We start from the raw sequence: 25,563 nt of genomic DNA, 5'->3' as shown, positions 1-25,563 counted from the left end.
GCCCCTAAGACGAGGCGGAAACGCGTAGTCGATGGGAACCACGTTAATATTCGTGGGCCTGGAGGTAGTGACGGATCACACAAGTTGTCCAATCTTATCGGATTGAACGGGCAGCGGAGTGGTTCCAGGAAATAGCTCCTCCTTATAGACCGTACCCGAAACCGACACTGGTGGTCAGGTAGAGTATACCAAGGCGCTTGAGAGAACTATGCTGAAGGAACTCGGCAAATTGCACGCGTAACTTCGGAAGAAGCGTGACCCTTTTCTGCGCAAGCAGAGGAGGGTGGCACAGACCAGGGGGTAGCGACTGTTTATCAAAAACACAGGGCTCTGCGAAGCCGCAAGGCGACGTATAGGGTCTGACGCCTGCCCGGTGCTGGAAGGTTAAGAGGAGGGGTGCAAGCTCTGAATCGAAGCCCCAGTAAACGGCGGCCGTAACTATAACGGTCCTAAGGTAGCGAAATTCCTTGTCGGGTAAGTTCCGACCTGCACGAATGGCGTAACGACTTCCCCGCTGTCTCCAGCATAGACTCAGTGAAATTGAATTCCCCGTGAAGATGCGGGGTTCCTGCGGTTAGACGGAAAGACCCCGTGCACCTTTACTATAGCTTTACATTGGCATTCGTAGTGGCATGTGTAGGATAGGTGGTAGGCTTTGAAACCTGGGCGCCAGCTCAGGTGGAGCCACCCTTGAAATACCACCCTTATTACTATGGATGTCTAACCGCGGCCCGTTATCCGGGTCCGGGACAATGTATGGTGGGTAGTTTGACTGGGGCGGTCGCCTCCTAAAGAGTAACGGAGGCGCGCGATGGTGGGCTCAGAACGGTCGGAAATCGTTCGCTGAGTGCAATGGCATAAGCCTGCCTGACTGCGAGACTGACAAGTCGAGCAGAGACGAAAGTCGGTCATAGTGATCCGGTGGTCCCGCGTGGAAGGGCCATCGCTCAACGGATAAAAGGTACGCCGGGGATAACAGGCTGATGACCCCCAAGAGTCCATATCGACGGGGTTGTTTGGCACCTCGATGTCGACTCATCGCATCCTGGGGCTGGAGCAGGTCCCAAGGGTATGGCTGTTCGCCATTTAAAGCGGTACGTGAGTTGGGTTCAGAACGTCGTGAGACAGTTCGGTCCCTATCTGCCGTGGGTGTAGGAATATTGAAAGGATCTGTCCCTAGTACGAGAGGACCGGGATGGACGGATCTCTGGTGGACCTGTTGTGGCGCCAGCCGCATTGCAGGGTAGCTATATCCGGACGGGATAACCGCTGAAGGCATCTAAGCGGGAAACCCACCTTGAAACGAGTATTCCCTGAGAACCGTGGAAGACGACCACGTTGATAGGCCGGGTGTGGAAGAGCGGCAACGCTTGAAGCTTACCGGTACTAATAGTTCGATAGGCTTGATCGTTCTCATTCCTAATATCCATCAAGGCGCAACCCACAGGGTTGTCGCCCAAACCAGCGCTCACGCATGAGCGGCCCTCACAGGGCCTATGCTCCGCGAGGGCGCCGGATGACCGGCGACGCGCAGTCGCGCTTGCGGGCTTTGCCCGAGGCCGTCTGCAGAACAACGTCGCCTTGGCACAAAAACAGCTTCTCGAATTTGAACGTGCGTTTTGCCGACCTGGTGGTTATGGCGGAGCGGCTGCACCCGATCCCATTCCGAACTCGGCCGTGAAACGCTCCAGCGCTGATGGTACTTCGTCTCAAGACGCGGGAGAGTAGGTCGCTGCCAGGTCTGCCAAACGCATGTTCAACTCACATCCGGATCAAAGAGGTCCGGATGGTGACAAATCTTCTCCTTACGATTGTTGTGATGCATGTCGTTGCCCCAAAACCGCTAGGCACTTTTGGGCGACATGCATAAGGCCCGCCAACGGGATCCTGGGCCGCGCAAGCGGCCCTTTCATTTGGCGGCCTCTTGATTTGGGTAAGTTCGAACTTACCTCTAAGGACGCAAGCAAACGCTTGCTCGTAGTTGACGCGGGGTGGAGCAGCCCGGTAGCTCGTCAGGCTCATAACCTGAAGGTCACAGGTTCAAATCCTGTCCCCGCAACCAGCTTCGATAAAAAAACGCCGGCAGACTCGATGAGTTGCCGGCGTTTTTTTGTGCCGCGATTCTGCCCAACGAAATCGAATAGTCAGCTCGCGGCCTTCTTGGACGTTTGAGCGCCCTCGCGTGCAAACTTCAGACAAATGGCTTCGCCTATTCCGGTTCCGCCGCCGGTCACGATGGCGGCGTTGCCTTGCGGTCTCCCGTCATCTGCATGATCTCGGGCTGGCCACGCCACATGCCGCGCCCAATGATCACGCGCATTCGCATCTTCAGACGGCAAGCGTTTCCCGAAAGGCCCGGCAGGGATCAATTGCAATGCTGACGCGTTGGCATCTGAAAGGTCCGCAGTTGCGGTCCAGATCCAAGAGCGGAGAAGCGCGATGCCAGACAGGAAAGTCATCGAGAAGGCGCGAAGGGATAAGCGCGAAGGCAAGTCGCCGAGCACGCAAGCCGGCGAGTTCATACACGAGGAGATCGACAAGGTCCGACGCGGCGAACATGGCGCGCGCAACACCAAACAGGCAATCGCCATCGGTCTGTCCGAAGCACGTCGGGCGGGGGTAGACTTGCCGCCCCCTAAAAAGGGCAGGGTTAAGAAGAGTACGCGCGAGAGCGCCGAATATGCCTATGAGGTCGGACAAGGGGAGCGGACCCCGAAGCGCCGTCCGAAGGTCTCGAAAGCGGTCTCGCAGGTCCTCAAGCGCGAGCCGAAGAGCACAGCATCGCATGCGGCACTCTCGCGGCAGGCCAAGGGGGCAGCATCAAGCCGCACGGCGAAGGAGCGCTCGGCCGCAGCGGAGAAGGCCGCTGAGACGAAGGGAGCGTCCGGCCGCTCGGCAGCTGCGCGGAAGGCGGTGCAGACCAAGGGGGCTCGCGGAAGAAGGCAGGCGGCGAGGAAGGCCGCCGAAACGCGCTCGCGGGCCTGAAGCGATGCATGTCGTTGTCCCAGAACCGCAGCGCACTTCTGGGCGACATGCATCAGCGCGTTTCACCGTTCCGCGGAAACGGCAAACCGCTCTATCCTTTAGTTTTTACGCATGCCCCTCGTCGATCATGCGGACCGCCGCGTCGAGTTCGCACGGTTCAATGCTCAAATCCTCTAGTCCGGGAAAATTGCCGGAGGCGATGTTGTCATCCTGCATCAACTCGACCTGGTTGCGCGTAAGCGGCGCGGCCGGAAGCCATTCCGCAGCCGCCGCGAGCAACGTCCAGACTGGATAGGGCACGGGCATCAAGATGGTCCGTATTCGCAGAAGGCTGGCGATTTCCTGGACCAGGCTCCTATAGGAATAGACGCGCGGGCCTGCGCATTCGAAGAGACGAGCGTCGATGTCCGTTTGTCCAGACGCGAGCCGGGCGACGGCTTCCGCGACATCCTCGACATGGACGGGTTGGAGTTGCGTATCACCAGTGCCGAACAGCGGATAAACCGGAAGGAGTTTCACCAGGCGGATGATTGTCGTGAGAAACGTGTCGCCGGGGCCGACCATGACCGACGGCCGAACGATTGTCGCTTGCGCAAACGCCGATTTCACCGCGTCCTCGCCGCGACCGCGAGCGCTGACATAGGTGGAAGAAGACTTGGCGTCCGAGCCTATCCCGGAGATCTGAATGAATTTCCCGACACCGGCTTCCCGTGAGACGGCCGCAAGGTCCGCCGCGGCCTTCACATGCACGCGCTCGAAACTTTGCTCGCCGCGCTCGACATAGAGGCTCACGGCATTCACCACCGCGCGAGATCCAGAAATGGCAGCGGCGATCGAGGACCGATCGAGGATGTTTGCCTCGATCCTCTTCAATTGGGGCGACGCGTGGAACCGATCTCTGGCTGGATGGCGTGACGCGGCGCGAACGTTGATTTTCTTGTCCAGCAGCCGGCTTACGATCCGCCGCCCAAGAAAGCCCGTTCCGCCGAGCACCGTCACGACGTTTTCAGTTGAGGAGCCGCTCCGCCCGAGATCGCTTGCCATGGCGCTTTCCAGGCATTCGCAACGCGGATGAAAAATTTCCGGGCGGTCAATCCCGGACTGAATGGAACGTTACCACCGAAGATTTCGTTCCCTCGGTCAACACCGATCCGGCGGGCGGGCTCGCAAATGATGGAGAGATTGCCATGGAAGTCGGCAAATGCATGACAAGGCGCGTTCAGGTCGCGAATCCCGAGCAGTCAATTCGCGATGTAGCGCAGATGATGAGCAAGCTTGACGCTGGAGCAATGCCCGTAGGCGATGACGACCGTTTGGTCGGTATGATCACCGATCGAGATATCGTGGTCCGCGGCGTGGCGTTGGGCAAAGGACCTGATGCCAAGGTGCGCGACGTCATGAGCGCAGAGGTTAAATACTGCTTTGACGACGAAGAAATCGAGAGCGTTCTGGAGAACATGGGCGACTTGCAGGTGCGACGGCTCCCGGTTCTCAACCGCGACAAGAGGCTCGTCGGTATCGTCTCCCTCGGCGACCTCGCAACGAATGGTGAAGCGATAGAGGCTGCAGCGGCTTTGAGCGGCATCTCGAAGCCGGGTGGCGAGCATTCGCAGACTGCACACTGACTGAAGAAGTGGCGACAAATCGGAGCGCCGGGTAAAGCCGGCGCCCGCCTTTCTGTCGCGACGCCTATACGCCGACACTCTCTGGCCACAGGGCCTGAATGTCTCTCGGCAAAGCGCGGCGTATCTTCGCCGACTGGCCAAGGTCGACATGATGGGCAAGCGTCTTGAATACCGACCTTGCCGCCTCGCCGGCGTTCACCGGCCGTCCGGACTTTAGGGCTTCCGCAATGGGATAGACAAATTCCTCGGCGGAGCGATCTCTGCCGGGCAGATCGGACGGCTGATACTGGTCGTAATATGCGCCGCGTATCAGAAGCGGCAACTCGGCGCCCAGCTTGGCTCCCAGTTCCACGGGCAGCCTGTCGCGCAAGGCGCGCAGGACCACGCCAAGCACATGCCATGCAAGCTGACGGTCAGGGCCGAGATCGTCCATGATCTCGTTCAGCCAGACATTGGTGGTCTGGACTGTCTTGTCGAAAACATCGAGGCCGTTTGCGCTCATCATCGCCTCCAGATGGACAAATCACCCACACGCCCGCTTCGGATAGAACACCTGACTGCGAGGATTGTTTCGTCGCCGATGAATTCGTGAACGGTGCTTCACACGCCTGACCAACGGCTTCTCGAAGAAGGGTGGAACGCTGCGCGTCGCGCCGGCGATGGCGGCCGTCGCCGCCGATTGTTGCGAACCATCGTCACCGTCCTACTTGTTGGTGCGCATCCTCTGTCTCGGATTGATCCCACCAGCGGCGGTCGTATCATTCTCGATGTCACCCTCGATGGTGTTCTCGCCCTCGAGTTCGAGATCGTCGCCTTCCTTGATTGTTCCCTTGGACGTTCTGATGCCGGGATTTCTCGCCAGGTCGGCATTACTCGGTATTTTCCATTTCGGATGCTTGGTTCCGGCCATGACAAAGCTCCCTCAATGAGATGTTCAGTTTCTAAACCGCAGCAGTGTTGAAATGTTCCAAGACCGTTCGCGGGCCGAGGCACCGCTTTCAGAGTCCGAACGGATAGGTATCGGGGACACCGCTTCTTGCGTGCTCGGAGCTGAGGGGCGTCACCGCGCAGGTTTTGTCGAACCATAAGAAGGCGTCGAATTGCTGGGGCAGGGAAGCATCCGCATAGTGGCTGCGCAGCTCGGTTTCCGGCCGGTAGATCACGCCGATGAAGCGCTCCAGCCGGCGTTCCAGCATCCGCTCGCGCAGGGCCTTGTCGCGCCCGAGGTCGAGCAGGAAGCGCGGCACGCGAGAATCATGGCAAAGCCGCTCATAGCTGTCGGCGTGGGAGGCGCGTATCCGCTTGACCTCCATCTCGCCATCCCAGTCGGAAGCGGCGGCTACAGTGCCGGAATGCGTGCCCAGGCCGATGAGCGCTGCCCGGTCGCCGAAATGCTCCCGACAGAGCTGGCCGATATTCAGTTCACCCCTGACGATCCCCATCTCCGTATAGCGGGCATCTCCGATATGAGAATTGTGCGCCCACACGACCGCCTTGGCGTTGGATCCGGTGGCATTCAGCAGATGCTCCAAGGTCTCGAACATATGCGTGTCGCGCAGGTTCCAGGCCTCCGCGCCGCCATAATACATGATCCGATAGTAGTGTTCGGCGGCGGCGATCAGCCGGGCATTCTGGCTGGCGTCGAGAAAGTCGACACCGTCCCGTCGTGCGTAATCGAGTTGTTTGGCGAGCAGGTCCCGGCACTGCTCCAGAACAGCCTTCTCGCATTTTTGGTAGCCGGCGGTAAGCACCGCACGGCCATAGGTCGATGGCTCGTTTTGCCAAGGGGTCAGGCAGCCGTAGCGCTCACGCGCAATCTTGGCGGCTTGCGGGTCGACCCGATCGAGATAGCCGAGAACGGCGGCTATGGACCCGCTCATATTATAGATGTCGAGGCCATAGAATCCTGCTTGCTCGGATGGCTCAAGCTTCTCATTGCGATGGCGCATCCAGTCGGTGAAGGCCGCGACATCGGTGTTGCGCCACATCCAGATCGGAAACCGCTGAAACGGCGGGCTGGCGCCGGCAAGCGATTTCCGATGGCGAACATAGCGGTCGATCGCCGCGGCATCGGGCCAATCCGCCTCGACCGCAACGATGGTGAAACCGTGCTTCTCGATGAGCCTGCGGGTGATGGCCGCGCGTGCCCTATAGAACTCCGACGTGCCGTGGCTTGCCTCGCCAAGCAGAACGACGCGCCTGTCGGCGAACCGATCGAACAATTCGCCGAAGGCTTGGTCGTCGAAATCCGGAAGCGGCTCGGCCGCCGTCGCGATCATCTCGGGCAGGCTGAGCGGATGCGGACGTCTGAGCGCACGACTGACCTCGGCGGGCTCGCCGTTCTCGGGCCAGCCCTGCTTGCCGATAAGGGGGACGAACCGCACGCCACCGAAATCCTCCTCGCTGTAAGTTGCAGCGCCGGTTCGGGTGACCTTGAGCAGACGCTGCGAATCCGGATCCTCGCCGACCGGAATGACAAGCCTGCCGCCGACATCGAGTTGCTCCTGGAGCGCAAGCGGCGCACCGGGGCCGCTGGCCGTCACCACGATGGCATCGAAGGGCGCTGCCTCGGGCCAGCCCTTGGTGCCGTCGCCCGTCCGGACCTCGATGTTCTCATAGCCAAGCTTTTCAAATCGTCGCTTCGCCGTTTCGGCCAACCCCGGATGACGCTCGATCGTATAGACCCGTTCAACGATCCGGCTCATCACGGCGGCCGCGTAACCCGAGCCGGTGCCGACCTCGAGCACGTGGTCGCCGGATTTGACATCCGCCATCTCGATCATGAACGCGACGACATAGGGCTGCGATATGGTCTGGCCGTCGGCAATCGGCAGCGGCGCGTCTTCATAAGCGAATTCCTCGAAACCGGGATCGACGAACGCCTCGCGCGGAACTTCGCGCATCGCCTGCAGGATCTCTCGGTCGTGGATGCCGCGCCCGCCGACGTGGATGTTGACCATTCGATCGCGGGCGCGAGGAAGATCGAGCATTTCTAGCTCCTCTGGTGGTCCTCTTCACTTACTGGACGGCAACTCGATCGCGTTCTCGCGATTCGGGTGTTTAATCGCCGAAGGACCTCGAGGTTCCTCTCGTGCTTGCCCCGAAGTCTGGAAACCGACCGCCGTCCTGGCTGGAGATCGTTCGACAAGACTGGCAATGCCATGGCCGTGGAAGCAGCCGGGAACCATAGCTCCATATGATGGTTCTGCACCAAGACGATCCTTCATCCCGAGAAGGAACGAATCCACAAGGCATCAGACCCAGGCGGCAGGACCGCATTGGAGAAGGCCATGACGATCCTTGCCGTCGGCGCCGCCGGCCAATTCGCCGGTCTCGTCGTTCCAGCCCTTGCCGAGCGCGGCGCACGCGTGCGCGGTCTGGTCCGCAAGCCTGAACAGGCCGCGGAAGCAACGCGCCGTGGCGCGGCGGAAGTCGCCGTCGGCGATCTTCGCGACCGGACGAGCCTCGACCGCGCGCTGCGGGACATCGACGCCGTTTTCTACATCGCGCCGGCATTCCTCCCCAGTGAAGCGGAGGTGGGAAAGGGCATGGTCGCCGCCGCGATCGATGCCGGCGTGCGTCGATTTGTGTTTTCGTCGGTGATCCATCCCGTGCTTGGCGGCCTCGTCAATCACGCTGCGAAAGCGCCCGTGGAAGAGGCGGTGCTCAATTCAGACCTCGAATACACCTTCCTCCATCCAACTCTCTATTTTCAGATCTATGCCGATCCGTGGCCAAAGATCATCGAGACCGGCGTGTTGTCTGAGCCGTGGTCGATAGAGACACGCTTCACGCGGGTCGATTACCGCGATGTGGCGGAAGTCGCGGCCATCGCACTGATCGAGGACAGGCTGCGGTACGGGACATTCGAGCTCTGCTCGCCGGGAAACCTCAATCGCCGGGAAGTTGCGGCACTGCTGACCGAGATTCTGGGTCGGGAGATTACGCCCATGAAAAGCGATCCCGGCGCCCTTGGCGATATTCCCGACGCAATGAAGACAATGTTCGACCACTACGAGCATCACGGCCTGCTCGGCAATCCGCTTACGCTGCGCGCCATTCTGGGTCGGGAACCGCGCACGCTCCGCGCCTACTTTGAAGAACTCGCTTCCGCCCGAACGCCCGTCGAATGAGCTTCCGGAATTGCGCAACGCCTCCATCGACAAGTATCGCCCCATGCCGCGTCGGCAAAGCGCTGGAACGACGCTGCCAGGCTGGAACGATTGTCCGATATGACCGCCTTTGGAACCCCAAAGGCATTCGGCGGATTATCTACCGAGGCGAATTGCCATGGAAGACAAACCGTCGGCCCAAAACCCCGCGAGAACCCTCGTCACCGTGCTCGTGATTTGTCTGCTCATCGTAGGCTTGTTTTATATTGGCTTCAGATACTCGCAGCGCGATCAAGGAACGCTGATTGTGCCTGGCTCCGCGCAAGAAGGCGGCGAACGGCCTTAAGGCGTATGCCGGCCTTCACGATTCGGCTCGGCATGGCGAAGACCCCACAGGACGAGGGTGAAGCAGACAGTGCCGGTCGGCGCCGAGGAATAGGCGATCAACCGAATGGCAGCCTCCTGGAGGGCGCTTCCCTCCGACAAGCCGCCGGGGAGCCGGCCGTTCAGCGCAATCGTGTCTACGCCGACGCCCAAAACGGCAGCGACGAAGTAGGCGGCCAGAATGGCCAGCGCCGAATAGATGGAGCACCAGAACGCCACGCGCGCAGTCACGACGCCGAGTTCCAGCCTGGGCCACAACAGTCCCTGGACCAGCAGAAAAATGCTCTCGATCGCGCCAAGCGTGTGCACCGAAAGGCCAATTCGCGGCGACGCCATTTGTGGGATGACAAAGCCCTCAAACGACGAAAAGAGCACAAGCGCGATGCCAACCTGCAACAGCCGATGACCCTGGCGCGGCAATAGCGTTTGCGTCCCTACGGGCATCCTGCGGTCTCCGGTACGACGAGGTCTGCTCAAGTCAGTCCCGACAAGCACGATCAGGAGCCGGCCCCGTCGAACTCGATGGCAAATCCCGCGTCGATCGCGCTTCGCGCGATCAGGTCGCAAAGTTCCCAGTCGGTGAGCTCGCAAAGCGGGAAGGCTGTTCTCACGGCGCGGCTGACCTCGGACATCGAGATGCTCGGTCGGACGACATTGACGATCAGGTAGCGGATGATCACCAGGCGAACGTCCGACGAGGCCGGTCGCGGCGCGAGCGCGAACAACGGCTTGGCCTACGAATGAAGACGCGGTTCGGCGCTGTTGGCCGTCGGTGCGTCGAAGGCCACGGGCACGCCGTGCACGATCGATGCAGCCGCCAGCAATGCCTCCAACTCGCGGTCGGTCGCCTTGCATGCCGGCATGAGTGTTCGGATGGCGCGGATCGCCTGTGCGATGGAAAGGAAACGGGCTCTGCCCCTGGAGAGGACATACGCCTCGGCGGCTTTTTCGATCGTGACTGTATGAAAGACGGTGGTCATCGAGAGTTCCTCCCTGAAAACTCCAACCACGACGAGTTAGCGCTGAAATTCTGCAGCCTTCAAGGCTGTGTCCGATACCGGACAATCATCCGCAACCCTGCGCTCAGACCGCAAGCCCATGTCGACCCTTGGCGCAACTCAGCCCAGCCTTTCGTCACCGCTTTTCTCATGGCTGGCGATGTTGCATTCACCGGCAGAGGCTGTTCGCCCGGAACAGAAGAGAAGGGCCGGTGTTTATGATCTGTCGCGCTCCGTCCAAGGAATTGGCACGCAGCGCGGCGCATCGGCGGCGACGTCGATTGTGATAACAGCATCAGCGAGTCGGGCGATGACGATACGACCTCTGCGCTACCTAAACGCCGTCGTTCCGCACATTTACGTCGAAGGCGCGGCCAAAGCGGTCGCCTTCTATGCCGAGGCGTTTGGCGCCGAAGAAGTCCTGCGCATCGCGACGCCGGATGGACGCATCATCCACAGCGAGCTTGCCATCTGCAATGCGACGGTGATGTTGGGCGATCCGACCAGTCGGCTCTACGATGAGCCGCGACAACTCGGAGCCTGCACAGCCGGCCTGCATCTGATGGTGGATGACAATGCAGCGGTTCTGGCCCGTGCGGTAGCCGCGGGATGCGAGCAGATCCAGGCGCCAACCGATATGTTTTACGGCGCGAACTCGGCCAGCGTGCGCGATCCATTTGGCCATGTTTGGGTGTTGCTGACATGGAAGGAAGATCTGTCGCCGGCCGAAATGGAGCGTCGCGGCAATGCGGCGCTCCGCGAGGCGGATAAAGCCCGCTTATAGCAGCGGCTCGTCTTCTCCGGCCCCAGTCGCCGGCAGCGGAACCAGACGGGGTTGCCGCTGTTAATCGAAACAGGCGGAGCTGTGGTTCATGGCCAACGATGAATTGCCGGGCGTTCTGGCATCACTTCCCGCGATCGACGCGAAAGCCGAGCCGACGCTCAAGAGCGCCGAAGCGGAGGCCTTCTATACGCGCGCGATCCGCGAGCTCGCGGCCACGGACATTCCCTTTCTCGTGGCCGGAACCTATGCGGTGAGCGCCTATACGGGCGTCGTGCGTCAGACCAAGGATCTCGACATCTTCTGCAAGGCCGGCGATTGCCCGCGCATCCTCGCCTATTTCAAGGAAATCGGCTACGCGGTCGAGATCGAGGACGACCGATGGCTGGGAAAGGTCTTCGAAGGCGCGCATTTCTTCGATGTGATCTTCGCCTCGGCCAATGGCACGATGCGGGTCGAGGACCAGTGGCTGGAGCATGCCCGGCAGGTGGAGCTGCTGGGCAGCCGGGTCAGGATCATCGGCCCAACCGAACTCATCTGGTCGAAGTGCTTCATCCAGGATAGAGGCCGCCACGATGGCGCCGACATTGCCCATACCATCCTCAGAGCGAACGATCAGATCGACTGGCAGAGGCTGCTGTCCTATCTCGATGTCCACTGGGAGGTGTTGCTGATGCAGCTCCTCAACTTCCGGTGGATATATCCCAGCGAGCGCGACCACATTCCCGACTGGCTGATCGACGACCTGCTCGACCGGCTTGCCCGGCAGCGGCAGTTGCCTTCGCCGAGGATGAAGATCTGCCGTGGCCGGCTGCTGTCGCCGGTCGACTATGAGATCGACCTCAAGGAGTGGGGATTTGCCGGCGTCGGCGGCGTTGGAGAATTCCGGGATGACTGAGCGAACCAGAGCCTCGAAGACGGACGGCAATGGCGTCGTCAGGATCGCCGCGGTGGGCGACCTGCATGTCGAGGAAGGCGCCCAGACCTCATATCGCGAACTTTTCGGGGAGGTGTCGCGCGCGGCCGATATCCTCGTCCTTGCCGGAGATCTGACGAATCTCGGCAAGCCTCGTGAAGCCGAGCTTCTCGCCGAGGATCTGCGCGCCTGCTCGGTCCCGGTTGTCGGCGTGCTCGGCAACCACGATTACGAATCCGGCTTCGTCGAAGAGGTTTCGGCCACGCTGCGGCAGGCGGGAATGCATCTGCTCGACGGGCAAGTGACGGAGTTGATGGATGTCGGGTTCGTCGGCGTGAAGGGCTTTGTCGGCGGGTTCGGGCCAAGGATGCTGGGTTCGTTCGGCGAGCCGGCGATCAAGGCAATGGTGGCCGAGAGCGTCAGCGAGGCGATGCGGCTCGAGAATGCGATGCGACAGGTGCGCACCAAGCGCACCCTGGTGATCCTCCACTATGCTCCGATTCCCGAGACCGTCGCCGGCGAACCGCCGGAAATTTTTCCATTCCTGGGATCTTCCCGGCTGGCCGAAACGATCGACCGGTTCAAGGTCAGTGCGGTCGTGCATGGCCACGCCCATCGCGGCGTCTATGAAGGCCGCACGCCAGGCGGCGCCAAGGTCTACAATGTGGCCATGCATATCGCCAAGCCGACCGGGCGCCCCTACGCCCTGCTCGAAATCTGAGGCTCCCGCGGTCACTGCTACCGCTCGGGACCATCGGAACCCGGTTCCGAGCGGCGCCTGCCATGACTACGAGGAGATGGAACCAGTGGCCTGCACCTCCGACTTCCATTTGCCTGGGCTCAGCTCGCCGCGTTGATCGACTTCGCCAACTCTTCCAGCTTCCTGGGGTCGTTGCCGTGTCGGCGCACCAGTTCGCGGGCCTGCCTGGACGGCAAGTCGGTCGTTGCCGCAAGCTGTCGCACCTGCCGATCGTCGATGGCAACCTGTGGCAATGTGTGGTCGATATCTGCTGCCTTGTCCTTCATGACGGTTCTCCTCGATCGCTATCGAAGACAACGGCTTGAAAATCCGACCGGTTCCGACCGATCTCGAATGTGAGCGCCCCGCATTTGGATGCGAACCAACATGCGCCCGTCTTGATCGTTAGGGCAATCGGTCAAATCCCTCGGTTGACGCAGGGGCCGCCGCGCCTAGCTTTTTCCGCATGGCGCGCGCGCAAGGCCAAGACAATCCGATGGTGAGGCCGGGGTCGGCCGGTTCGCTGATTGCGGGACGGCTGATGGCAAAGCATTTTGCGCCCGATCCGGCCAAACTGCAGATATCACCTCTCGGCTATGGCGACCGCAACGCCTTCCCGCTCCACTACGTGCCGAACCAGCGCGTGAACTGGCATTTCGCGCTGGAAGCAGATGTGGACCGCGACAGCGGCGCCATCGCCATCTCGCATGTCGTGTGCGCGGTCGACTGCGGCGAGGTGGTGGCGCCGGATTCTATCGTCAACCAGACCGAGGGCGGGATATTGCAATCGTTGAGTTGGACCCTCTACGAGGCGGTCCATTTCAACGACACCCGCATCCTCAGCGCCGACTGGTCGGCCTACCCGATCCTGCGCTTCAGCGCCGTGCCCGACAGCGTCGAAGTGCATGTCGTCGACAATCCGGGCTCGCCCTATCTCGGCGTGGCGGAAGCGGCGCAGGGACCGACGGCCGGCGCGATCGCCAATGCGTTCCGGCATGCAACGGGCGAGCGCATCCACGACCTTCCCTATACGCGCGAACGCGTGAAGGCGGTGCTCGGCGTTTAGCAGGCTGAAGGAGCCGGACAAGGGTGACTGATGAGCCAGCACGCTTGAGGGGGCAATATCAAGAGGATTGGATCAATGTCAGATCTCGAACCCAAGGAATTCGTGCTCGCAGGCGTCGTGATGAAGCGACTGGTGACCGGCAAACAGACGGGAGGCCAGCTATGTCTTCTCGAAAACAGGAGTGACGGGCAGACCAGGACGCCGATCCATGTCCATGCGAACGACGACGAGACGGTCTACGTCATCGAGGGTGAGTTGACCGCGGTCGTGGATGGCGAAGTCCGAACGATCTCGGCGGGTGAGAGCATGTTTTTGAAGCGCGGCATCCCGCACCAGCTGATGAACCCTGGCAATCGGCCCGTCCGCTACATCCTGATAGGCACGCCAAGTGGATTCGAGCAGTTTCTCGCCGAAGGTGGCCATGAGCTTCGGAAGGGACAGACGGCCGGGCCGCCGACTCCCGCCGATATCGAGCGGCTCAGGGCAGCCGCACCGAAGTTTGGAAACACGCTTCTGCGCGATTGGCCAGCAAGAAATTAGATGGCTCCGTATGAGCCGTCGGCAATCCAATCGGAGAGGCTGGTGGCGAAGCTTCGCGGTACGATGAGTTCGCATGAGGCCTCGCCGGTGCGCAGCAAGAGTACCGGCACGTGATGGAATGACGTGTGCACGGCACGGCCCGGAGCGGCCGTCGGCGCGTGCCAGTCGACGGCGATGCAGGTCGAGAGCACCCTTGCGATGTCGGCGCCGGCCAGGCTGAAGCGCACGCGGCCTTCGCCAAGGGAGGCCGAACAGCCGAGATCCGGATCGACCGCAAGGGGCGGTGCCGGTGCCGCGTCATCGAGGGCAAGCCAGAGACGACGGGGTGCGACGCGGATGATGAGAAGGTTCTCGTGATGCACCGTCTCGCCGACCGAGGCGGGAAGGTCCGTGCCGAGCGACGCCGAAAGGCTCGTTTCGAATTGTCCGAGCGTTTCGTTCCAAGCCTCGACCTGGATGAGCAGGCAATCGGATACGGACAGGCTGAAATCCGGGCTAGCCATGCAGCCGTTCTCCCTGCGGGTCGAGGAATACCGGCGCGACGATGCGGGCACGCACCGTTTCGGCCTTCATCGGGTAGACGGCCACGACCTCGTTTCCTTCCGCCGCCATGTCGCCGGCAAGCAGTGCCAGCCCGACATAGTGGCCGCGTTCGGGACTGAAGGTGACGGACGTGACACGGCCGCGTCCGTGGCCGTGAGCTTTCTCGCCCGGCAGGAACAGGATGGCGCCGCCGCGCAGGCGCTTTCCGTCCTCGATGCATTCCAGCCCGACCAGGCGTTCCCGGGCAGGCGCCAGGAGCGCAGGGCGACGGCGCAGGACATCGCCGACGAAGCCGCTGCGCTTGCCGGCTATGCGGCCGAGCCCGAGATCGTCGAGCGTCGTGCGTCCGTCGATCTCGGGTCCGGCGACATGGCCCTTTTCGACGCGCAACGCGCCGAGCGCCTCGACGCCGTAGGGCTTCAGGCCGAACGGATCGCCGGCTTCGAGCAAGCGGTTCCAGAGTTGCGCGCCGGCAGTCGCGCCGACATATAGTTCATAGGCGCGCTCGCCCGAGTAGCTAAGGCGCAGGATGCGCAGCGCCCGACCTTCCCATTCGCCTTCGAGCAAGCCCATGTGCGGCAGCGCTGCGTCGGAAACGTCGAGCGACGGAAATTCCGCCGCCAGGATGGCGCGGCTCTGCGGTCCGGCAATCGACATCGCCGCCCATTCATCGCTCACCGAGGTGACGGCGACGCGCAGGTCCGGCCAGGCAGTATCGAGCAGGAATTCCAGCCGCGACAGCACGTCGGCGGCCTTGGCGGTCGAGGTGGTCATGAAGAACCGGCTTTCCGCCAGCCGCGTCGTGGTGCCGTCATCGAAGACGATGCCGTCGTCGCGCAGCATGACGCCATAGCGGGCACGGCCGACCGGCAGCTTGGCAAAGCCGTTGGCATAGACGCGATCGAGGAATATCGCCGCATCGGGGCCCTGGACGTCGATCTTGCCCAAGGTGGAAATATCCATCAGGCCGGCTGCCTGGCGCACAGTCCGCATTTCGGCGACATAGGCTTCGTTCACATCGGCTCCGGATTGCCGGTAAAACCAGGGCCGCATCCACAGACCGACCTCCAGCATGTCGGCGCCGTTCGCCTGATGCCAATCATGCATCGGCGTGCGACGGAACGGCTTGAAATGATGGCCGGTGGCGCGGCCGGCGAGAGCGCCGATGGCGACCGGCGTGAAGGGTGGACGAAAGGTCGTGGTGCCGGTCTCGGGGACCGTTGCGCCGCGCAGGCCGGCCATCGCGGCAAGCGCGGCGAAATTGCTGGTCTTGCCCTGGTCGGTGCCCATACCGAGCGTTGTGTAGCGCTTCAGGTGCTCGACCGATTCATAGCCTTCGCGGTGGGCGAGCTCGATGTCCTTCGTGGTGACGTCCATCTGAAAATCGACGAAGGCTTTTCCACGGTGAGCGGACGGGACGTCGCGAAGCGGAGCCGTGACGGTTTCACCCAGATCGAGCTTTGGAGGGGCCGACACCGGTGCCGACTTGCCGCAGAAGGATGCCGCTTCGATGCCGGCGCGATGGCCGTCCTCGATGGTGTCGGCGGTCGCGTAGGCACCCATCATCGCACCGGCACCGGACCAACTGGCTGGAAATATGCCCGGCACGAAGCCGTCGATGTCATCGCGATACCGGGGCTTGATGCCGAGATGCGACGTGAGGTGCACGGTCGGCGACCAGCCGCCGGACATGCAGACCAGATCGCAGGCCGTCTCGGATTGGCCGCCAGGTCCGGAAAGTGTCGCGCGCCTGACGGCATGGCCGCCGCGCAGGTCGACAATGCGTGTTGCGGTTCGAACCGCGACGCCGAGGCGACCGGCCTCTGCGGCAAGGGCTGGGGGCGGTGCTGCGCGCAAATCCGCTACCGTCACCTCGGCGCCGGCTTCGGCCAGGTCGAAGGCGGTGCGCCATGCGGCGTCGTTGGCGGCGGCGACGATGATCTTTTTGCCTGGCAGGACGGCGAAGCGGTTGAGGTAGGTCCGGGCGGCCGAGGCAAGCATGACACCAGGGCGGTCGTTGTTCGAAAATACCATTGGTCGCTCGATCGCCCCTGTGGCGAAAACCACCGAGTGAGCGCGAAGCATCGTGACCGTCTGCCGCGCTTCGCCGGTCGACCGCGTATCGAGTGGCTCGCGCTGTGCGGCCAGGCCCAAGACATTGCCGTCATAGACGCCGAAAGCGCTGGTCCGCTTCATCAGCGTGACGGTTTCAAGGCCCTTCAGCTCGGCTTCGACCTCATTCAGCCATGCGGCCGCGATGCCATCGGACCGTTCGGCCAGAAGCTGGCCGCCAAGCAGGAAATCCTGCTCGATGAGCGCGACCCGCGCGCCGGCCGCGGCAGCGGCGCGCGCTGCCGACAGCCCCGCCGGGCCACTGCCGATGATCGCGACATCGGCGAACGCATGGCGGACTTCGTAGCGGGCAGGATCGGGGTCGGTACCGGCCCTGCCGAGGCCTGCGGCTTTGCGGATGAAGTGCTCGTAGAACATCCAGGCGCGCCGTGTCGGGCCCATGAAGGTCTTGTAGTAGAAACCGGCCGAGAGGAACGGACCAAAAAGGCCGTTGAGGCTTTGCACGTCAAAGGCAAGCGACGGCCAGCGGTTCTGGGTTTCCACGACCATGCCGTCGCCAAGCTCCAGCGTCGTCGCCGGCAGGTTCGGCTCGCGCCTGCCGCCAGACCCAAGCGTCACCAGTGCGTTCGGCTCCTCCGGCCCGGCGGAGAGAATGCCGCGGGGGCGATGGTATTTGAAGCTGCGCCCAACCAGCGTGACGCCGTTGGCGAGCAGCGCGGACGCCAGCGTGTCGCCGCGATATCCAGCCAGTTTTCGGCCGTCGAAGCTGAATTCGATGGGGTGGGAGCGGTCGATGCGGCCGCCGCCCGGCAGTCGCTGGTTCTGGGCGTTCATGCTTGCGATGTCCTGGCGAAGGCGACCGAAGAGATGACGTGGTTGCGCGTGTCACGCTCGACCACCAGCCACTGGCGGCAGCCAATCACGTGCTGCCAGAACTCGCGGTGGAGGCCGGCCGGGTTCTTTCGGACGTAGACATAGGCGTACCAGGCCTCCGGATCGGGATCGTCATGCGCCGGACGTGTGACGGAGGCGTCGCCACCATAGCGGAACTCGTCATGGTCGCGCGGGCCGCAGCAGGGGCATTCGATGCGCAGCATTTTCCTCTTCGCCTCCTATTGCAGCCAGGCGGAAGGGCCGACGCCAGCCTCGTCGAGCGTCCGGCCGGTCCGGAAACGATCAAGCCCGTAGGCCGCGATCAACGGATGTGGCTTGCCGGTCGCGATGGTGTGGGCGAAGCACCAGCCGGAAGCCGGTGTCGCCTTGAAGCCGCCATAGCACCAGCCGCCATTGAGATAGAGACCGTCGATCGCCGTCGGGCAGATGATCGGGCTGGCGTCGGGCGTCATGTCCATGACGCCGCCCCAATGACGCAGGAGGCGGATGCGCGAGATGCACGGCATCAAGGCGATCGCCGCCTCGGCAACCTCGCGCACGACACCGAGATTGCCGCGCTGGGCATAGGAATTGTAGCCGTCGAGATTGCCGCCGAAGACCAGCCCGCCCTTGTCCGACTGACTGACGTAGAAATGATCGGCGCCATAGGCGACGACATGGTCGACCAGCGGCTTCAGCGGCTCGGTGACGAAGGCCTGCAAGACATGGCTTTCGATCGGCAGCTCAAGGCCGGCCTTGGCGCCGAGGATGGATGTATGGCCGGCGACGGCGAGGCCGACCTTGCCGGCGCCGATCCGCCCTTTCGTCGTCTCGACGCCGACAATCCGCTCGCCGTCGCGGACAAAGCCGGTCACCTCGCAGTTCTGGATGATGTCGACGCCATGGCCGTCGGCCGCGCGCGCATAGCCCCAGGCGACGGCGTCGTGCCTCGCCGTGCCGGCGCGGCCCTGGAAGATGGCGCCATGGATCGGAAAGCGGGCCGTGTCGGAGAAGTCGAGATAGGGCACAAGGCGGCGCACCTCTTCGCGGTCGAGGATGTCGGCATCGATGCCGTTCAGCCGCATGATGTTGGCGCGGTGGCTGAAGCCGTCGAGCTGATCGGCCGAATGCGCGGTCACGAGCTGGCCGCGCTGCGAGAACATGACGTTGAAGTTCAGCGCCCGCGACATGCCCTCCCACAGCTTCATCGAGAATTCGTAGAACTGGGTGTTGCCGTCGAGCAGGTAGTTGGAGCGAATGACAGTGGTATTGCGGCCCACATTGCCGCCACCGACATAGCCTTTCTCGATCACGGCGACATTGCGGATGCCGTGGTTCTCGGCGAGGTAGAAAGCGGTGGCAAGGCCATGTCCGCCGCCGCCGATGACGATCACGTCGTAGGAGGGTTTGGGCTCCGCCGCCCGCCAGGCACGCTGCCAGCTCTTCTGGCCGGAGAGCGCATTGCGAAAAATCGAAAATGCCGAGTAGCGCGCCATCCGTGCGGGCCTATCGAACGATCGGACCGGCCGGCGTGTGGGTCAGCACTTCGGCGCCCGTGTCCGTCAAAAGCACAGTGTTCGAGACGAAGTCGTCGCCACGACCGGTGCCCATCAGCCAGGACAGGATGTGGAAGCTCATCCCCGTCTCGATCTCGAGATCGGAATCGTGCCTCAAGCCGGTCACCGAATTGCCGCCGGTCCACGATGGCGGCTGGCCGGCGCCGACCAGATAGCCGCAATGGTGGCGGCGATAGTGGGAAAGGCCGGCCTCATCGGCGACGGCCTGCCAGGCGGCGTAGACATCGCGCGCCTTGGCACCGGGCCGCAGCGCCTTGACGACCGCGTCGAACGCCCTGGCAGTCACTTGCGCCATCGTGGCGTCCTCGTCGCTGATGTGGCCGATGCGAACGAGCCGGCCGAGCGGCGCGTGGTAGCGCGAGATGCAGCCGGACAATTCGACGAAGACCGGCTCGCCCTTGCGATAGATTCCGTCACCCCATGTCGCGTGCTCTTCGCCCAGGCGCGCGGCCGGGCGGATGAACGGGCCAAAGCCCGGCGCATGGCCGCCGGCACGGATCATCGCCGAAACGCATTGGGCGGCGACCTCCTGTTCGGTGGCGCCGCCCGAGATCGCCGCGATCGCGGCGCCGGCGGCGGCATCGGTCACCTTGGCGGCACGGCGCATCAGCGCCTGTTCCTCGGCGCTCTTCACCCGCCGCATCCTGTCGACCAGACCCGAAACGTCGCTCCATTTGGCATCCGCCTGCGCCTGCAGCGCCACGGCAAGCCCGTGGCTGAGGCCGGCCGTCCAGTATTCGAGGCCGATCCGCTTGCCGGTCAGTCCGAGTTCCGCCAGCACCCGCGCGGCAAGATCCGCCGCCGTTTCGCTGTCGGAATGGCCGCGGAACGACGCTGCCGTCACCTGCTTCTCGATCGTCACCCTTTCCATCGAACGGGTAACCAGGACCGGCTTGCCCTCAAGCGGGACGATCAAAAGGTGAGGGGCAAAATATCCCCAGTGATCGAGCCCGGTGAGGTAGAAGACGTTCTCCGGCGAAGCGAAGACCGCGGCGTCGAGTTCGCGCTCGGCCAGCAGCGTGCGAAGCCTGGCAAGACGGCCAGCGATTTCGGCTTCGGAAAAGGGATTGCGGTCCATTGCGGTGTCCTTGAAATTGCCGGTTCCTGGGCCGGCGATCAGTCGATGACGATGAGTTCGCGTGCCACGTCGCAAAGGCGTTTCCCGCCGCGATCCGTGACGACGAAGGATTCCGAGATGGCGACGCCGAAATCGTCGAGCCAAACGCCGGCCATGAAGTGGAAGCACATTCCCGGCTGCATCTCGGTGGTGTCGCCGGGACGAAGGCTTGCGGTGCGCTCGCCCCAATCAGGTGGGTAGGCGAGCCCGACCGGATAGCCGACGCGGCTCTCCTTCTTCAGCCCGTTCTTGCGCAGGACCGCTTGCCAGGCGGCTTCGACTTCTTCGGCGGTGTTGCCGGGTAGCGCCTTCTCGAGACCGGCGTCGACGCCTTCGACGATTGCCTTGGCCATGTCGAGGATCGACTGCGGCGGCTTGCCGAAATGCACCGTGCGCGTCAGCGCCGCATGATAGCGGCGACGCACGCCGGCGATCTCCAGGATGGCGAGGCCGCTGTCCGGCAACGGCGCATCGGACCATGTCAGATGCGGTGTGCAGGTGCCCTCGCCAACCGGCATCAACGGACAAATCGCGGCATAGTCGCCGCCGGCTCCGGGCACACCCATGATCTGCGCGTGATAGATCTCGGCGATGACGTGGTTCTGAGGCACGCCGGGCCGCATCTTTTCGATGGCGCGGTTCATGGCATGGGTGCAGATGGCGCCGGCGTCGCGGATCAGCGTCAGCTCGGCTTCGGATTTGACCAGTCGCGCCCAGTTGACGAGATCGTGGTTGTTGGCGAAGCGCGCGTCGGGCAGTCCCTGGGTGAGATGGGCGTGGCAGCGCGCCGTGTAGTAATGCGCGTCCATCTCGACGCCGATGCGGGCCGTTCCCCAGCCGCGCGAGCGGATCAGCTGGGCGAGCTCGTCATAGGGATGCTCGACGGGTTGCTGCACCAGCCGTTCCGAGAACGGCACGATATTGTTCTCCGGCAGGCCGGTGGTCAGGCGTGCGCTCCTGGCATCCTGGGCCCTGCCGAACCAGATCGGCCGATCCTCCTCGAGATGGACCAGAACACATTGCGGAACGTAGAACGACCAGCCGTCATAGCCGGTCAGCCAGCACATGTTGGCGGGATCCTGGCAGACGATAAGGTCGAAGCCTGCCTTTTCCATGCGTACCTTCACGCCGGCCAGGCGCCGCGCGTATTCCGCCTGCGTGAATGTCCCGGAATGGTCGGCGCTCGTCACCTGGAATGCCCCTGCCTTCTGGATATGTCGTCCGCCCCTGGCGGCGGGTAAATTGCTTAAATTGTGCACAACTCAACGGTAGCCCGCCCTGCGGCCTTCGAATTTTCAAAGGTTGACGTGTCTCGACTTGCACAATCTCTAGGGCAGTTGTATACGTCTGGTCAAGCGCGTTTCAGTCTCGAAGAAGGCCGCTGCGCTGGGAACCATCATCAGTTGTTCAATGGGAGAAAAGCATGCTGAAATCATCGATATCGCGCCGCGTCGTCGTGAAGGCGGCCGCCTGTCTTGCGCTTGCGGCGACTTCGCTCACGTCGCTGCCCGCTCATGCGGAGACCACGCTCGAACGAGCCAAGAAGGACGGTTATATCCGCGTCGGCTTCGCCAACGAGGCGCCGTTCGGCTACGCCACGCCTGATGGCAAGCTGACCGGCGAGGCCCCTGAAGTCGCCAAGGCGGTGCTCGCCAAGATGGGCATCCCGCAGGTTGATGGGGTGCTGACCGAATTCGGCTCTCTCATCCCGGGTCTCAAGGCCGGCCGCTTCGACATCATCGCCGCCGGCATGTTCATCACTCCGAAGCGCTGCGCCGAGATCAACTACTCTGAGCCTTCCTACGGCATCGGCGAGGCGATGTTGGTGGCAAAAGGCAACCCGAAAGGCGTGAAGGACTTTTCCAGCTTCAAGGAGAAGCCGGATCTCAAGCTTGCCGTGATGGCCGGTGCCGTCGAAGGCGGTTTCGCCAAGGATGCGGGCGTGGACGCCGGGCAGATCGTCACCCTGCCTGACCAGTCCAGCTTGGTCGCCGCCGTCCAGGCCGGCCGCGCCGACGCCGCCGCGCTGACGGCGCTTTCGATCGCCGACATGGCCAAGAAGGCCGACGGCGTCGAAACGACCAAGCCGTTCGGCGAGGTTAACGGCAAGTCGGTGAAGGGACATGGCGGCTTCGGCTTCCGCAAGGAAGACACCGATCTGCAAGAGGCTTTCAACGCCGAGCTGAAGAAATTCCTCGGCTCGCCGGAGCATATCGCCCTGGTCGAGCCGCTCGGCTTCGGCAAGGACTACCTGCCGAACAAGACCACCGCCGAGCTCTGCGCCGGCAAATAGGGTCCCAACTGCTGGGCGGCGCCACGGCGCCGCCCCTTTTTCGGAGACGCAGATGGGAATCCGCACGCTTGTTGCGATGCTGGCGGCCGCGCTCGTCGTCATCGCTATCCTGGCGACGCAGCCAAGCTACAGCCTGTTCATGCCGGGCCTGCTGCAGGGCGCGGCGTTGACGGTCGAGATCGCCGTGCTCGGCGCGCTGCTTGCCGTCGTCATGGGTGTGCTTGCAGCACTCGCGCGCCTTTATGGTCCGGCGCCGCTGAGGTGGCTGGCTACTGTCTATGTCGAGATATTCCGCGGCACTTCGGCGCTGGTTCAGCTGTTCTGGCTGTTTTTCGTGCTGCCGCAATTCGGTGTCTCGCTCGATGCATTCCCGGTGGCCGTGCTGGCGCTCGGACTGAACGTCGGCGCCTACGGGTCGGAAGTGGTGCGAGGCGCGATCCTGTCGGTTAATCGCGGCCAGTGGGAGGGATGCACGGCGTTGAATATGAGCCGTGGCCAGATGCTGCGGCGAGTTATCCTGCCGCAGGCTTTCGTCGCCATGATCCCGCCTTGGGGAAACCTGTTCATCGAGCTTCTCAAGTCGACGTCGCTGGTCTCGCTGATCACGCTCTCCGATCTCGCCTTCAAGGCGCAGCAGATGAACCAGAACACGTTCAAGACCATTCCGATCTTCACGCTCGTGCTGCTGATGTATCTCGCGATGTCACTGGTCCTCACCATTGTCATGCGGCTGCTCGAAAGGCGCGCATCGGCAGGTCTGGCGCGGGGGAGGGCGGCATGATCTGGGACTGGAGCTTCACCTTCGAGATCCTGCCGGTGCTGGCGCATGCGGCAATCGTCTCCATCGAGGCGACGCTGATCGGCTTCGTGCTCGCCGCGACCCTCGGCCTTGTGCTGGCGGTCGTCCGCATCGCCGTGCCGCGGACCGGCTGGACGATTTCGGTGCTGGTCGAGCTGATCCGTTCGACACCGCTGCTCATCCAGATATTCTTCATCTACTTCGTCTTCCCGAAATTCGGCCTCGTGCTCGACGCCTTCACGGCCGGTGTGCTCGCCATCGGCATCCACTATGCCGCCTATTGCTCCGAGGTCTACCGGGCCGGTTTCGACAATATCCATCGCGGTCAGTGGGAAGCCTCGATCGCGCTCAATCTCTCGGCCTGGACGACGTTTCGCGACATCATCATCCCGCAGGCGATCCCGCCGATCGTCCCGGCGCTGGGCAACTACCTCGTCGCCCTGTTCAAGGAGACGCCGCTGCTTTCCGCGATCGCCGTGATGGAGCTGATGCAGACAGCCAAGATCATCGGCTCCGAGACATTCCGTTACACCGAGCCGATTACATTGGTCGGCTTGTTCTTCCTTGCCATGAGCCTGGTTTCAGCTGTGCTCATCCGCGCTCTCGAACGCCTGCTCAACCGGAGGACCATGCGATGACGGAACAACCGATGGTCCGCTTCGAGAACGTTTCGAAACGGTATGGCGCGCTGACCGTTCTCGACGGGCTCGATCTCGAAATCGCACGCGGCGAGAAGGTCTCCGTCATCGGGCCGTCAGGTTCGGGCAAGACGACGGTGCTGCGCATGCTGATGACGCTGGAGACGATCAATGACGGCGTCATCTGGGTCGAAGGCGAGCCGCTCACCCACATGAAGAAGAACGGCACGCTCGTTCCCGCCGACCTAGCGCATATTCGCCGCATCCGCGCGAAGATCGGCATGGTGTTCCAGTCCTTCAACCTCTTCCCGCACATGACGGCGATGGCGAACTGCATCGAAGCGCCGATGACGGTGCTCGGCATGAAGCGGGCGGACGCCGAGGCGCGGGCGGCCGAACTCCTGGAACTGGTTGGCTTAGCTCAGAAGAAAGACCACTATCCGTCGCAGCTTTCCGGTGGCCAGCAGCAGCGCGTCGCCATTGCCAGGGCGCTGGCCATGCGGCCCAAGATCATGCTGTTCGACGAGGTCACGTCCGCGCTCGACCCGGAGCTTGTCGGCGAAGTGCTGCAGGTGATAAGGCAGATCGGGCGCGAGCATGATCTAACCATGCTGATGGTCACTCATCAAATGGGTTTCGCCAAAGAGTTTTCAGATCGCGTTTGCTTCTTCTACCAAGGCAAGATCTGCGAGCAGGGACCGCCAGGCGAACTGTTCGGAGCGCCCAAGAACGAGCGGACGCGGCAGTTCCTGCATGCTGTCCTGGAGGCTGGATGACGCTTGAGACAGATGCCGCGCCAATAGCCGTGACGCCGCGCCCGCTTTCGGCGCGCGAGCGGTTCGAGCGCATCTACCGGATCTTGCGCGACCGCATCTGCCTGTTGGACTATGCTCCGGGAAGCCACCTCTCCGAGGAAGAGCTGGCCCAGGAATTCGAGATCAGCCGGACTCCGGTCCGGCGCGTCCTGGCGCGACTGGAATCCGAGGGTCTCGTCCAATCCGTACACGGCGTCGGCACGATCGTCACGGACGTCGATATCGAGGAATTGCAGCAGGTCTACCACCTGAGACTGGAACTGGCGCTGCTCGTCGGCAAGCTTTCGCCAATCCCGCGCACGGCGGAGGATCTCGATCGGATCAGAGCGCTCATCAAGCGCTGTGATTCCGACATGCTCAACCCCGACCAGCGCGCCTTCCTTCGCCTCAACATGGATTTCTTCTACGAACTCACCGCGATGACCGGCAACCAGCCGCTGCGCGAGATCAGCGAGCGCCTGTATTTCCAGGTCGCGCGCGTCGTCCTGAAGATGATGCCGCAGCTCGGCCTTGTCGAAGAATTCACCGCCTTCCGCCGCGAAATGGAGGAAGTGCTGGCCGCAGCCGAGATCGGAGACTGGGAATCGATCGGCCATATAAGGCGCGCCCATATCTCGATGAGCTTTCGCCGCATGATGCGCCACACGGGAGAAGTCATCGACTTCGACAAGGGCATGTGATCTGCGCGC

The 25,563-nt window shown here is 62.7% G+C and carries 27 protein-coding genes, 1 tRNA gene, 2 rRNA genes and 1 pseudogene (1 of these 31 cut by a window edge); 17 read left to right on the top strand and 14 right to left on the bottom strand.

The window, feature by feature from the left end; translation table 11 throughout:
* The 4 genes from YU3_RS0106655 to YU3_RS0106635 all read left to right on the top strand — a co-directional run.
* A 23S ribosomal RNA gene (locus YU3_RS0106655) occupies positions 1–1,411 on the top strand (it extends 1,447 nt beyond the left edge of the window).
* Positions 1,412–1,626: 215 nt separating this feature from the next.
* A 5S ribosomal RNA gene (gene rrf / locus YU3_RS0106650) occupies positions 1,627–1,741 on the top strand.
* A gap of 244 nt (positions 1,742–1,985) precedes the next feature.
* Positions 1,986–2,062, top strand: a tRNA-Met gene (locus tag YU3_RS0106645).
* A 377-nt stretch (positions 2,063–2,439) separates the two neighbouring features.
* Positions 2,440–2,985 carry a DUF6496 domain-containing protein gene (locus YU3_RS0106635; RefSeq protein WP_027165516.1) on the top strand — a complete coding sequence of 182 codons (546 nt, stop codon included), beginning with the start codon at positions 2,440–2,442 and terminating at the stop codon, positions 2,983–2,985.
* Between the two features lie 105 nt (positions 2,986–3,090).
* Here the strand turns inward: YU3_RS0106635 and YU3_RS0106630 are convergent, their stop codons facing one another.
* Positions 3,091–4,029, bottom strand: coding sequence for a complex I NDUFA9 subunit family protein (locus YU3_RS0106630; protein ID WP_027165515.1), 939 nt, complete (start codon positions 4,027–4,029; stop codon positions 3,091–3,093).
* Between the two features lie 143 nt (positions 4,030–4,172).
* Between YU3_RS0106630 and YU3_RS0106625 the strand changes: the two genes are divergently transcribed.
* Positions 4,173–4,610, top strand: a complete 438-nt coding sequence (locus YU3_RS0106625) for a CBS domain-containing protein (protein WP_027165514.1) — start codon at positions 4,173–4,175, stop codon at positions 4,608–4,610.
* A 64-nt stretch (positions 4,611–4,674) separates the two neighbouring features.
* On the opposite strand, the gene YU3_RS0106620 is transcribed toward YU3_RS0106625, so the two are convergent.
* The 3 genes from YU3_RS0106620 to YU3_RS0106610 form a co-directional block, all read right to left on the bottom strand.
* Entirely contained in the window at positions 4,675–5,112 is a 438-nt protein-coding gene (locus tag YU3_RS0106620; protein WP_027165513.1) for a DUF2267 domain-containing protein, read from the bottom strand.
* A gap of 201 nt (positions 5,113–5,313) precedes the next feature.
* Complete coding sequence (locus tag YU3_RS0106615; RefSeq protein ID WP_027165512.1) at positions 5,314–5,520, bottom strand: hypothetical protein; 207 nt, start codon at positions 5,518–5,520, stop codon at positions 5,314–5,316.
* 88 nt (positions 5,521–5,608) lie between these two features.
* A complete protein-coding gene (locus YU3_RS0106610; RefSeq protein ID WP_027165511.1) occupies positions 5,609–7,600 on the bottom strand; it encodes a protein-L-isoaspartate(D-aspartate) O-methyltransferase in 1,992 nt (663 codons plus the stop codon).
* 300 nt (positions 7,601–7,900) lie between these two features.
* Here YU3_RS0106610 and YU3_RS0106605 point away from each other — a divergent pair, with 300 nt between their 5' ends.
* Entirely contained in the window at positions 7,901–8,743 is an 843-nt protein-coding gene (locus YU3_RS0106605; RefSeq protein WP_027165510.1) for an NmrA family NAD(P)-binding protein, read from the top strand.
* Positions 8,744–8,900: 157 nt separating this feature from the next.
* A complete protein-coding gene (locus tag YU3_RS40420) occupies positions 8,901–9,068 on the top strand; it encodes a hypothetical protein (RefSeq protein ID WP_156913371.1) in 168 nt (55 codons plus the stop codon).
* On the opposite strand, the gene YU3_RS38585 is transcribed toward YU3_RS40420, so the two are convergent.
* Genes YU3_RS38585 through YU3_RS0106585 form a run of 3 tightly spaced genes read right to left on the bottom strand, consistent with a single transcriptional unit; the run spans position 9,065 to position 10,086 of the window.
* A complete protein-coding gene (locus YU3_RS38585; protein WP_156913369.1) occupies positions 9,065–9,550 on the bottom strand; it encodes a hypothetical protein in 486 nt (161 codons plus the stop codon). The genes YU3_RS40420 and YU3_RS38585 overlap by 4 nt on opposite strands.
* Before the next feature lie 53 nt (positions 9,551–9,603).
* A complete protein-coding gene (locus tag YU3_RS0106590) occupies positions 9,604–9,831 on the bottom strand; it encodes a hypothetical protein (RefSeq protein ID WP_027165509.1) in 228 nt (75 codons plus the stop codon).
* A gap of 9 nt (positions 9,832–9,840) precedes the next feature.
* Positions 9,841–10,086 (bottom strand): hypothetical protein, encoded by a 246-nt coding sequence (locus YU3_RS0106585; RefSeq protein WP_027165508.1) that lies wholly within the window; start codon positions 10,084–10,086, stop codon positions 9,841–9,843.
* 118 nt (positions 10,087–10,204) lie between these two features.
* On the opposite strand from YU3_RS0106585, the gene YU3_RS0106580 reads away from it, so the two are divergent.
* From YU3_RS0106580 to YU3_RS0106570, 3 genes are all read left to right on the top strand, one after another.
* Complete coding sequence (locus YU3_RS0106580; protein ID WP_198021636.1) at positions 10,205–10,888, top strand: VOC family protein; 684 nt, start codon at positions 10,205–10,207, stop codon at positions 10,886–10,888.
* Between the two features lie 88 nt (positions 10,889–10,976).
* Positions 10,977–11,783, top strand: a complete 807-nt coding sequence (locus YU3_RS0106575) for a nucleotidyltransferase (RefSeq protein ID WP_027165506.1) — start codon at positions 10,977–10,979, stop codon at positions 11,781–11,783.
* On the top strand, positions 11,776–12,522 hold the full coding sequence (locus tag YU3_RS0106570) for a metallophosphoesterase (protein ID WP_051333858.1): 747 nt from the start codon (positions 11,776–11,778) through the stop codon (positions 12,520–12,522). Before YU3_RS0106575 ends, YU3_RS0106570 begins: the two co-directional genes overlap by 8 nt.
* Before the next feature lie 119 nt (positions 12,523–12,641).
* Here YU3_RS0106570 and YU3_RS36080 read toward each other — a convergent pair whose 3' ends face one another.
* Positions 12,642–12,827, bottom strand: coding sequence for a hypothetical protein (locus YU3_RS36080; protein WP_036257940.1), 186 nt, complete (start codon positions 12,825–12,827; stop codon positions 12,642–12,644).
* A 215-nt stretch (positions 12,828–13,042) separates the two neighbouring features.
* On the opposite strand from YU3_RS36080, the pseudogene YU3_RS0106560 reads away from it, so the two are divergent.
* Together YU3_RS0106560 and YU3_RS0106555 are read left to right on the top strand one after the other, a co-directional pair.
* Positions 13,043–13,606, top strand: a pseudogene (locus YU3_RS0106560) (molybdopterin cofactor-binding domain-containing protein); the annotation flags it as partial.
* Positions 13,607–13,681: 75 nt separating this feature from the next.
* A complete protein-coding gene (locus YU3_RS0106555; RefSeq protein WP_027165503.1) occupies positions 13,682–14,146 on the top strand; it encodes a cupin domain-containing protein in 465 nt (154 codons plus the stop codon).
* On the opposite strand, the gene YU3_RS0106550 is transcribed toward YU3_RS0106555, so the two are convergent.
* From YU3_RS0106550 to YU3_RS0106525, 6 genes are read right to left on the bottom strand one after another with little or no spacing between them, the layout of a single operon-like run.
* Positions 14,143–14,649, bottom strand: coding sequence for a sarcosine oxidase subunit gamma family protein (locus YU3_RS0106550; RefSeq protein ID WP_027165502.1), 507 nt, complete (start codon positions 14,647–14,649; stop codon positions 14,143–14,145). The two genes, YU3_RS0106555 and YU3_RS0106550, sit on opposite strands and share 4 nt — an antisense overlap.
* Complete coding sequence (locus YU3_RS0106545) at positions 14,642–17,596, bottom strand: sarcosine oxidase subunit alpha family protein (protein ID WP_027165501.1); 2,955 nt, start codon at positions 17,594–17,596, stop codon at positions 14,642–14,644. The genes YU3_RS0106550 and YU3_RS0106545 overlap by 8 nt, the downstream gene beginning before the upstream one ends.
* Positions 17,593–17,859 carry a sarcosine oxidase subunit delta gene (locus YU3_RS0106540; RefSeq protein WP_027165500.1) on the bottom strand — a complete coding sequence of 89 codons (267 nt, stop codon included), beginning with the start codon at positions 17,857–17,859 and terminating at the stop codon, positions 17,593–17,595. The genes YU3_RS0106545 and YU3_RS0106540 overlap by 4 nt, the downstream gene beginning before the upstream one ends.
* 15 nt (positions 17,860–17,874) lie before the next feature.
* Entirely contained in the window at positions 17,875–19,131 is a 1,257-nt protein-coding gene (locus YU3_RS0106535; RefSeq protein ID WP_027165499.1) for a sarcosine oxidase subunit beta family protein, read from the bottom strand.
* A 10-nt stretch (positions 19,132–19,141) separates the two neighbouring features.
* The gene (locus YU3_RS0106530; protein ID WP_027165498.1) at positions 19,142–20,290 is read right to left on the bottom strand and encodes a Xaa-Pro peptidase family protein; all 1,149 of its coding nucleotides are present in this window, start codon (positions 20,288–20,290) and stop codon (positions 19,142–19,144) included.
* Positions 20,291–20,328: 38 nt separating this feature from the next.
* Positions 20,329–21,519 (bottom strand): M24 family metallopeptidase, encoded by a 1,191-nt coding sequence (locus YU3_RS0106525; RefSeq protein ID WP_027165497.1) that lies wholly within the window; start codon positions 21,517–21,519, stop codon positions 20,329–20,331.
* A gap of 233 nt (positions 21,520–21,752) precedes the next feature.
* Between YU3_RS0106525 and ehuB the strand changes: the two genes are divergently transcribed.
* The 5 genes from ehuB to YU3_RS0106500 are packed head-to-tail and all read left to right on the top strand — an operon-like array spanning position 21,753 to position 25,554.
* A complete protein-coding gene (gene ehuB, locus YU3_RS0106520; RefSeq protein WP_027165496.1) occupies positions 21,753–22,622 on the top strand; it encodes an ectoine/hydroxyectoine ABC transporter substrate-binding protein EhuB in 870 nt (289 codons plus the stop codon).
* A 52-nt stretch (positions 22,623–22,674) separates the two neighbouring features.
* Complete coding sequence (ehuC, locus tag YU3_RS0106515; RefSeq protein ID WP_036257938.1) at positions 22,675–23,403, top strand: ectoine/hydroxyectoine ABC transporter permease subunit EhuC; 729 nt, start codon at positions 22,675–22,677, stop codon at positions 23,401–23,403.
* The gene (ehuD, locus tag YU3_RS0106510; protein ID WP_027165494.1) at positions 23,400–24,059 is read left to right on the top strand and encodes an ectoine/hydroxyectoine ABC transporter permease subunit EhuD; all 660 of its coding nucleotides are present in this window, start codon (positions 23,400–23,402) and stop codon (positions 24,057–24,059) included. The genes ehuC and ehuD overlap by 4 nt, the downstream gene beginning before the upstream one ends.
* A complete protein-coding gene (ehuA, locus tag YU3_RS0106505) occupies positions 24,056–24,835 on the top strand; it encodes an ectoine/hydroxyectoine ABC transporter ATP-binding protein EhuA (protein ID WP_027165493.1) in 780 nt (259 codons plus the stop codon). The genes ehuD and ehuA overlap by 4 nt, the downstream gene beginning before the upstream one ends.
* Positions 24,832–25,554 carry a GntR family transcriptional regulator gene (locus YU3_RS0106500; protein ID WP_027165492.1) on the top strand — a complete coding sequence of 241 codons (723 nt, stop codon included), beginning with the start codon at positions 24,832–24,834 and terminating at the stop codon, positions 25,552–25,554. Before ehuA ends, YU3_RS0106500 begins: the two co-directional genes overlap by 4 nt.
* Positions 25,555–25,563 lie beyond the last annotated feature (9 nt).

Origin of the sequence: Mesorhizobium sp. WSM3224, assembly GCF_000427725.1 — a bacterium.
Classification (GTDB): domain Bacteria; phylum Pseudomonadota; class Alphaproteobacteria; order Rhizobiales; family Rhizobiaceae; genus Mesorhizobium.
Note: the sequence above shows the minus strand (reverse complement) of the source record. Positions and strands in the feature narration are given on the sequence as shown.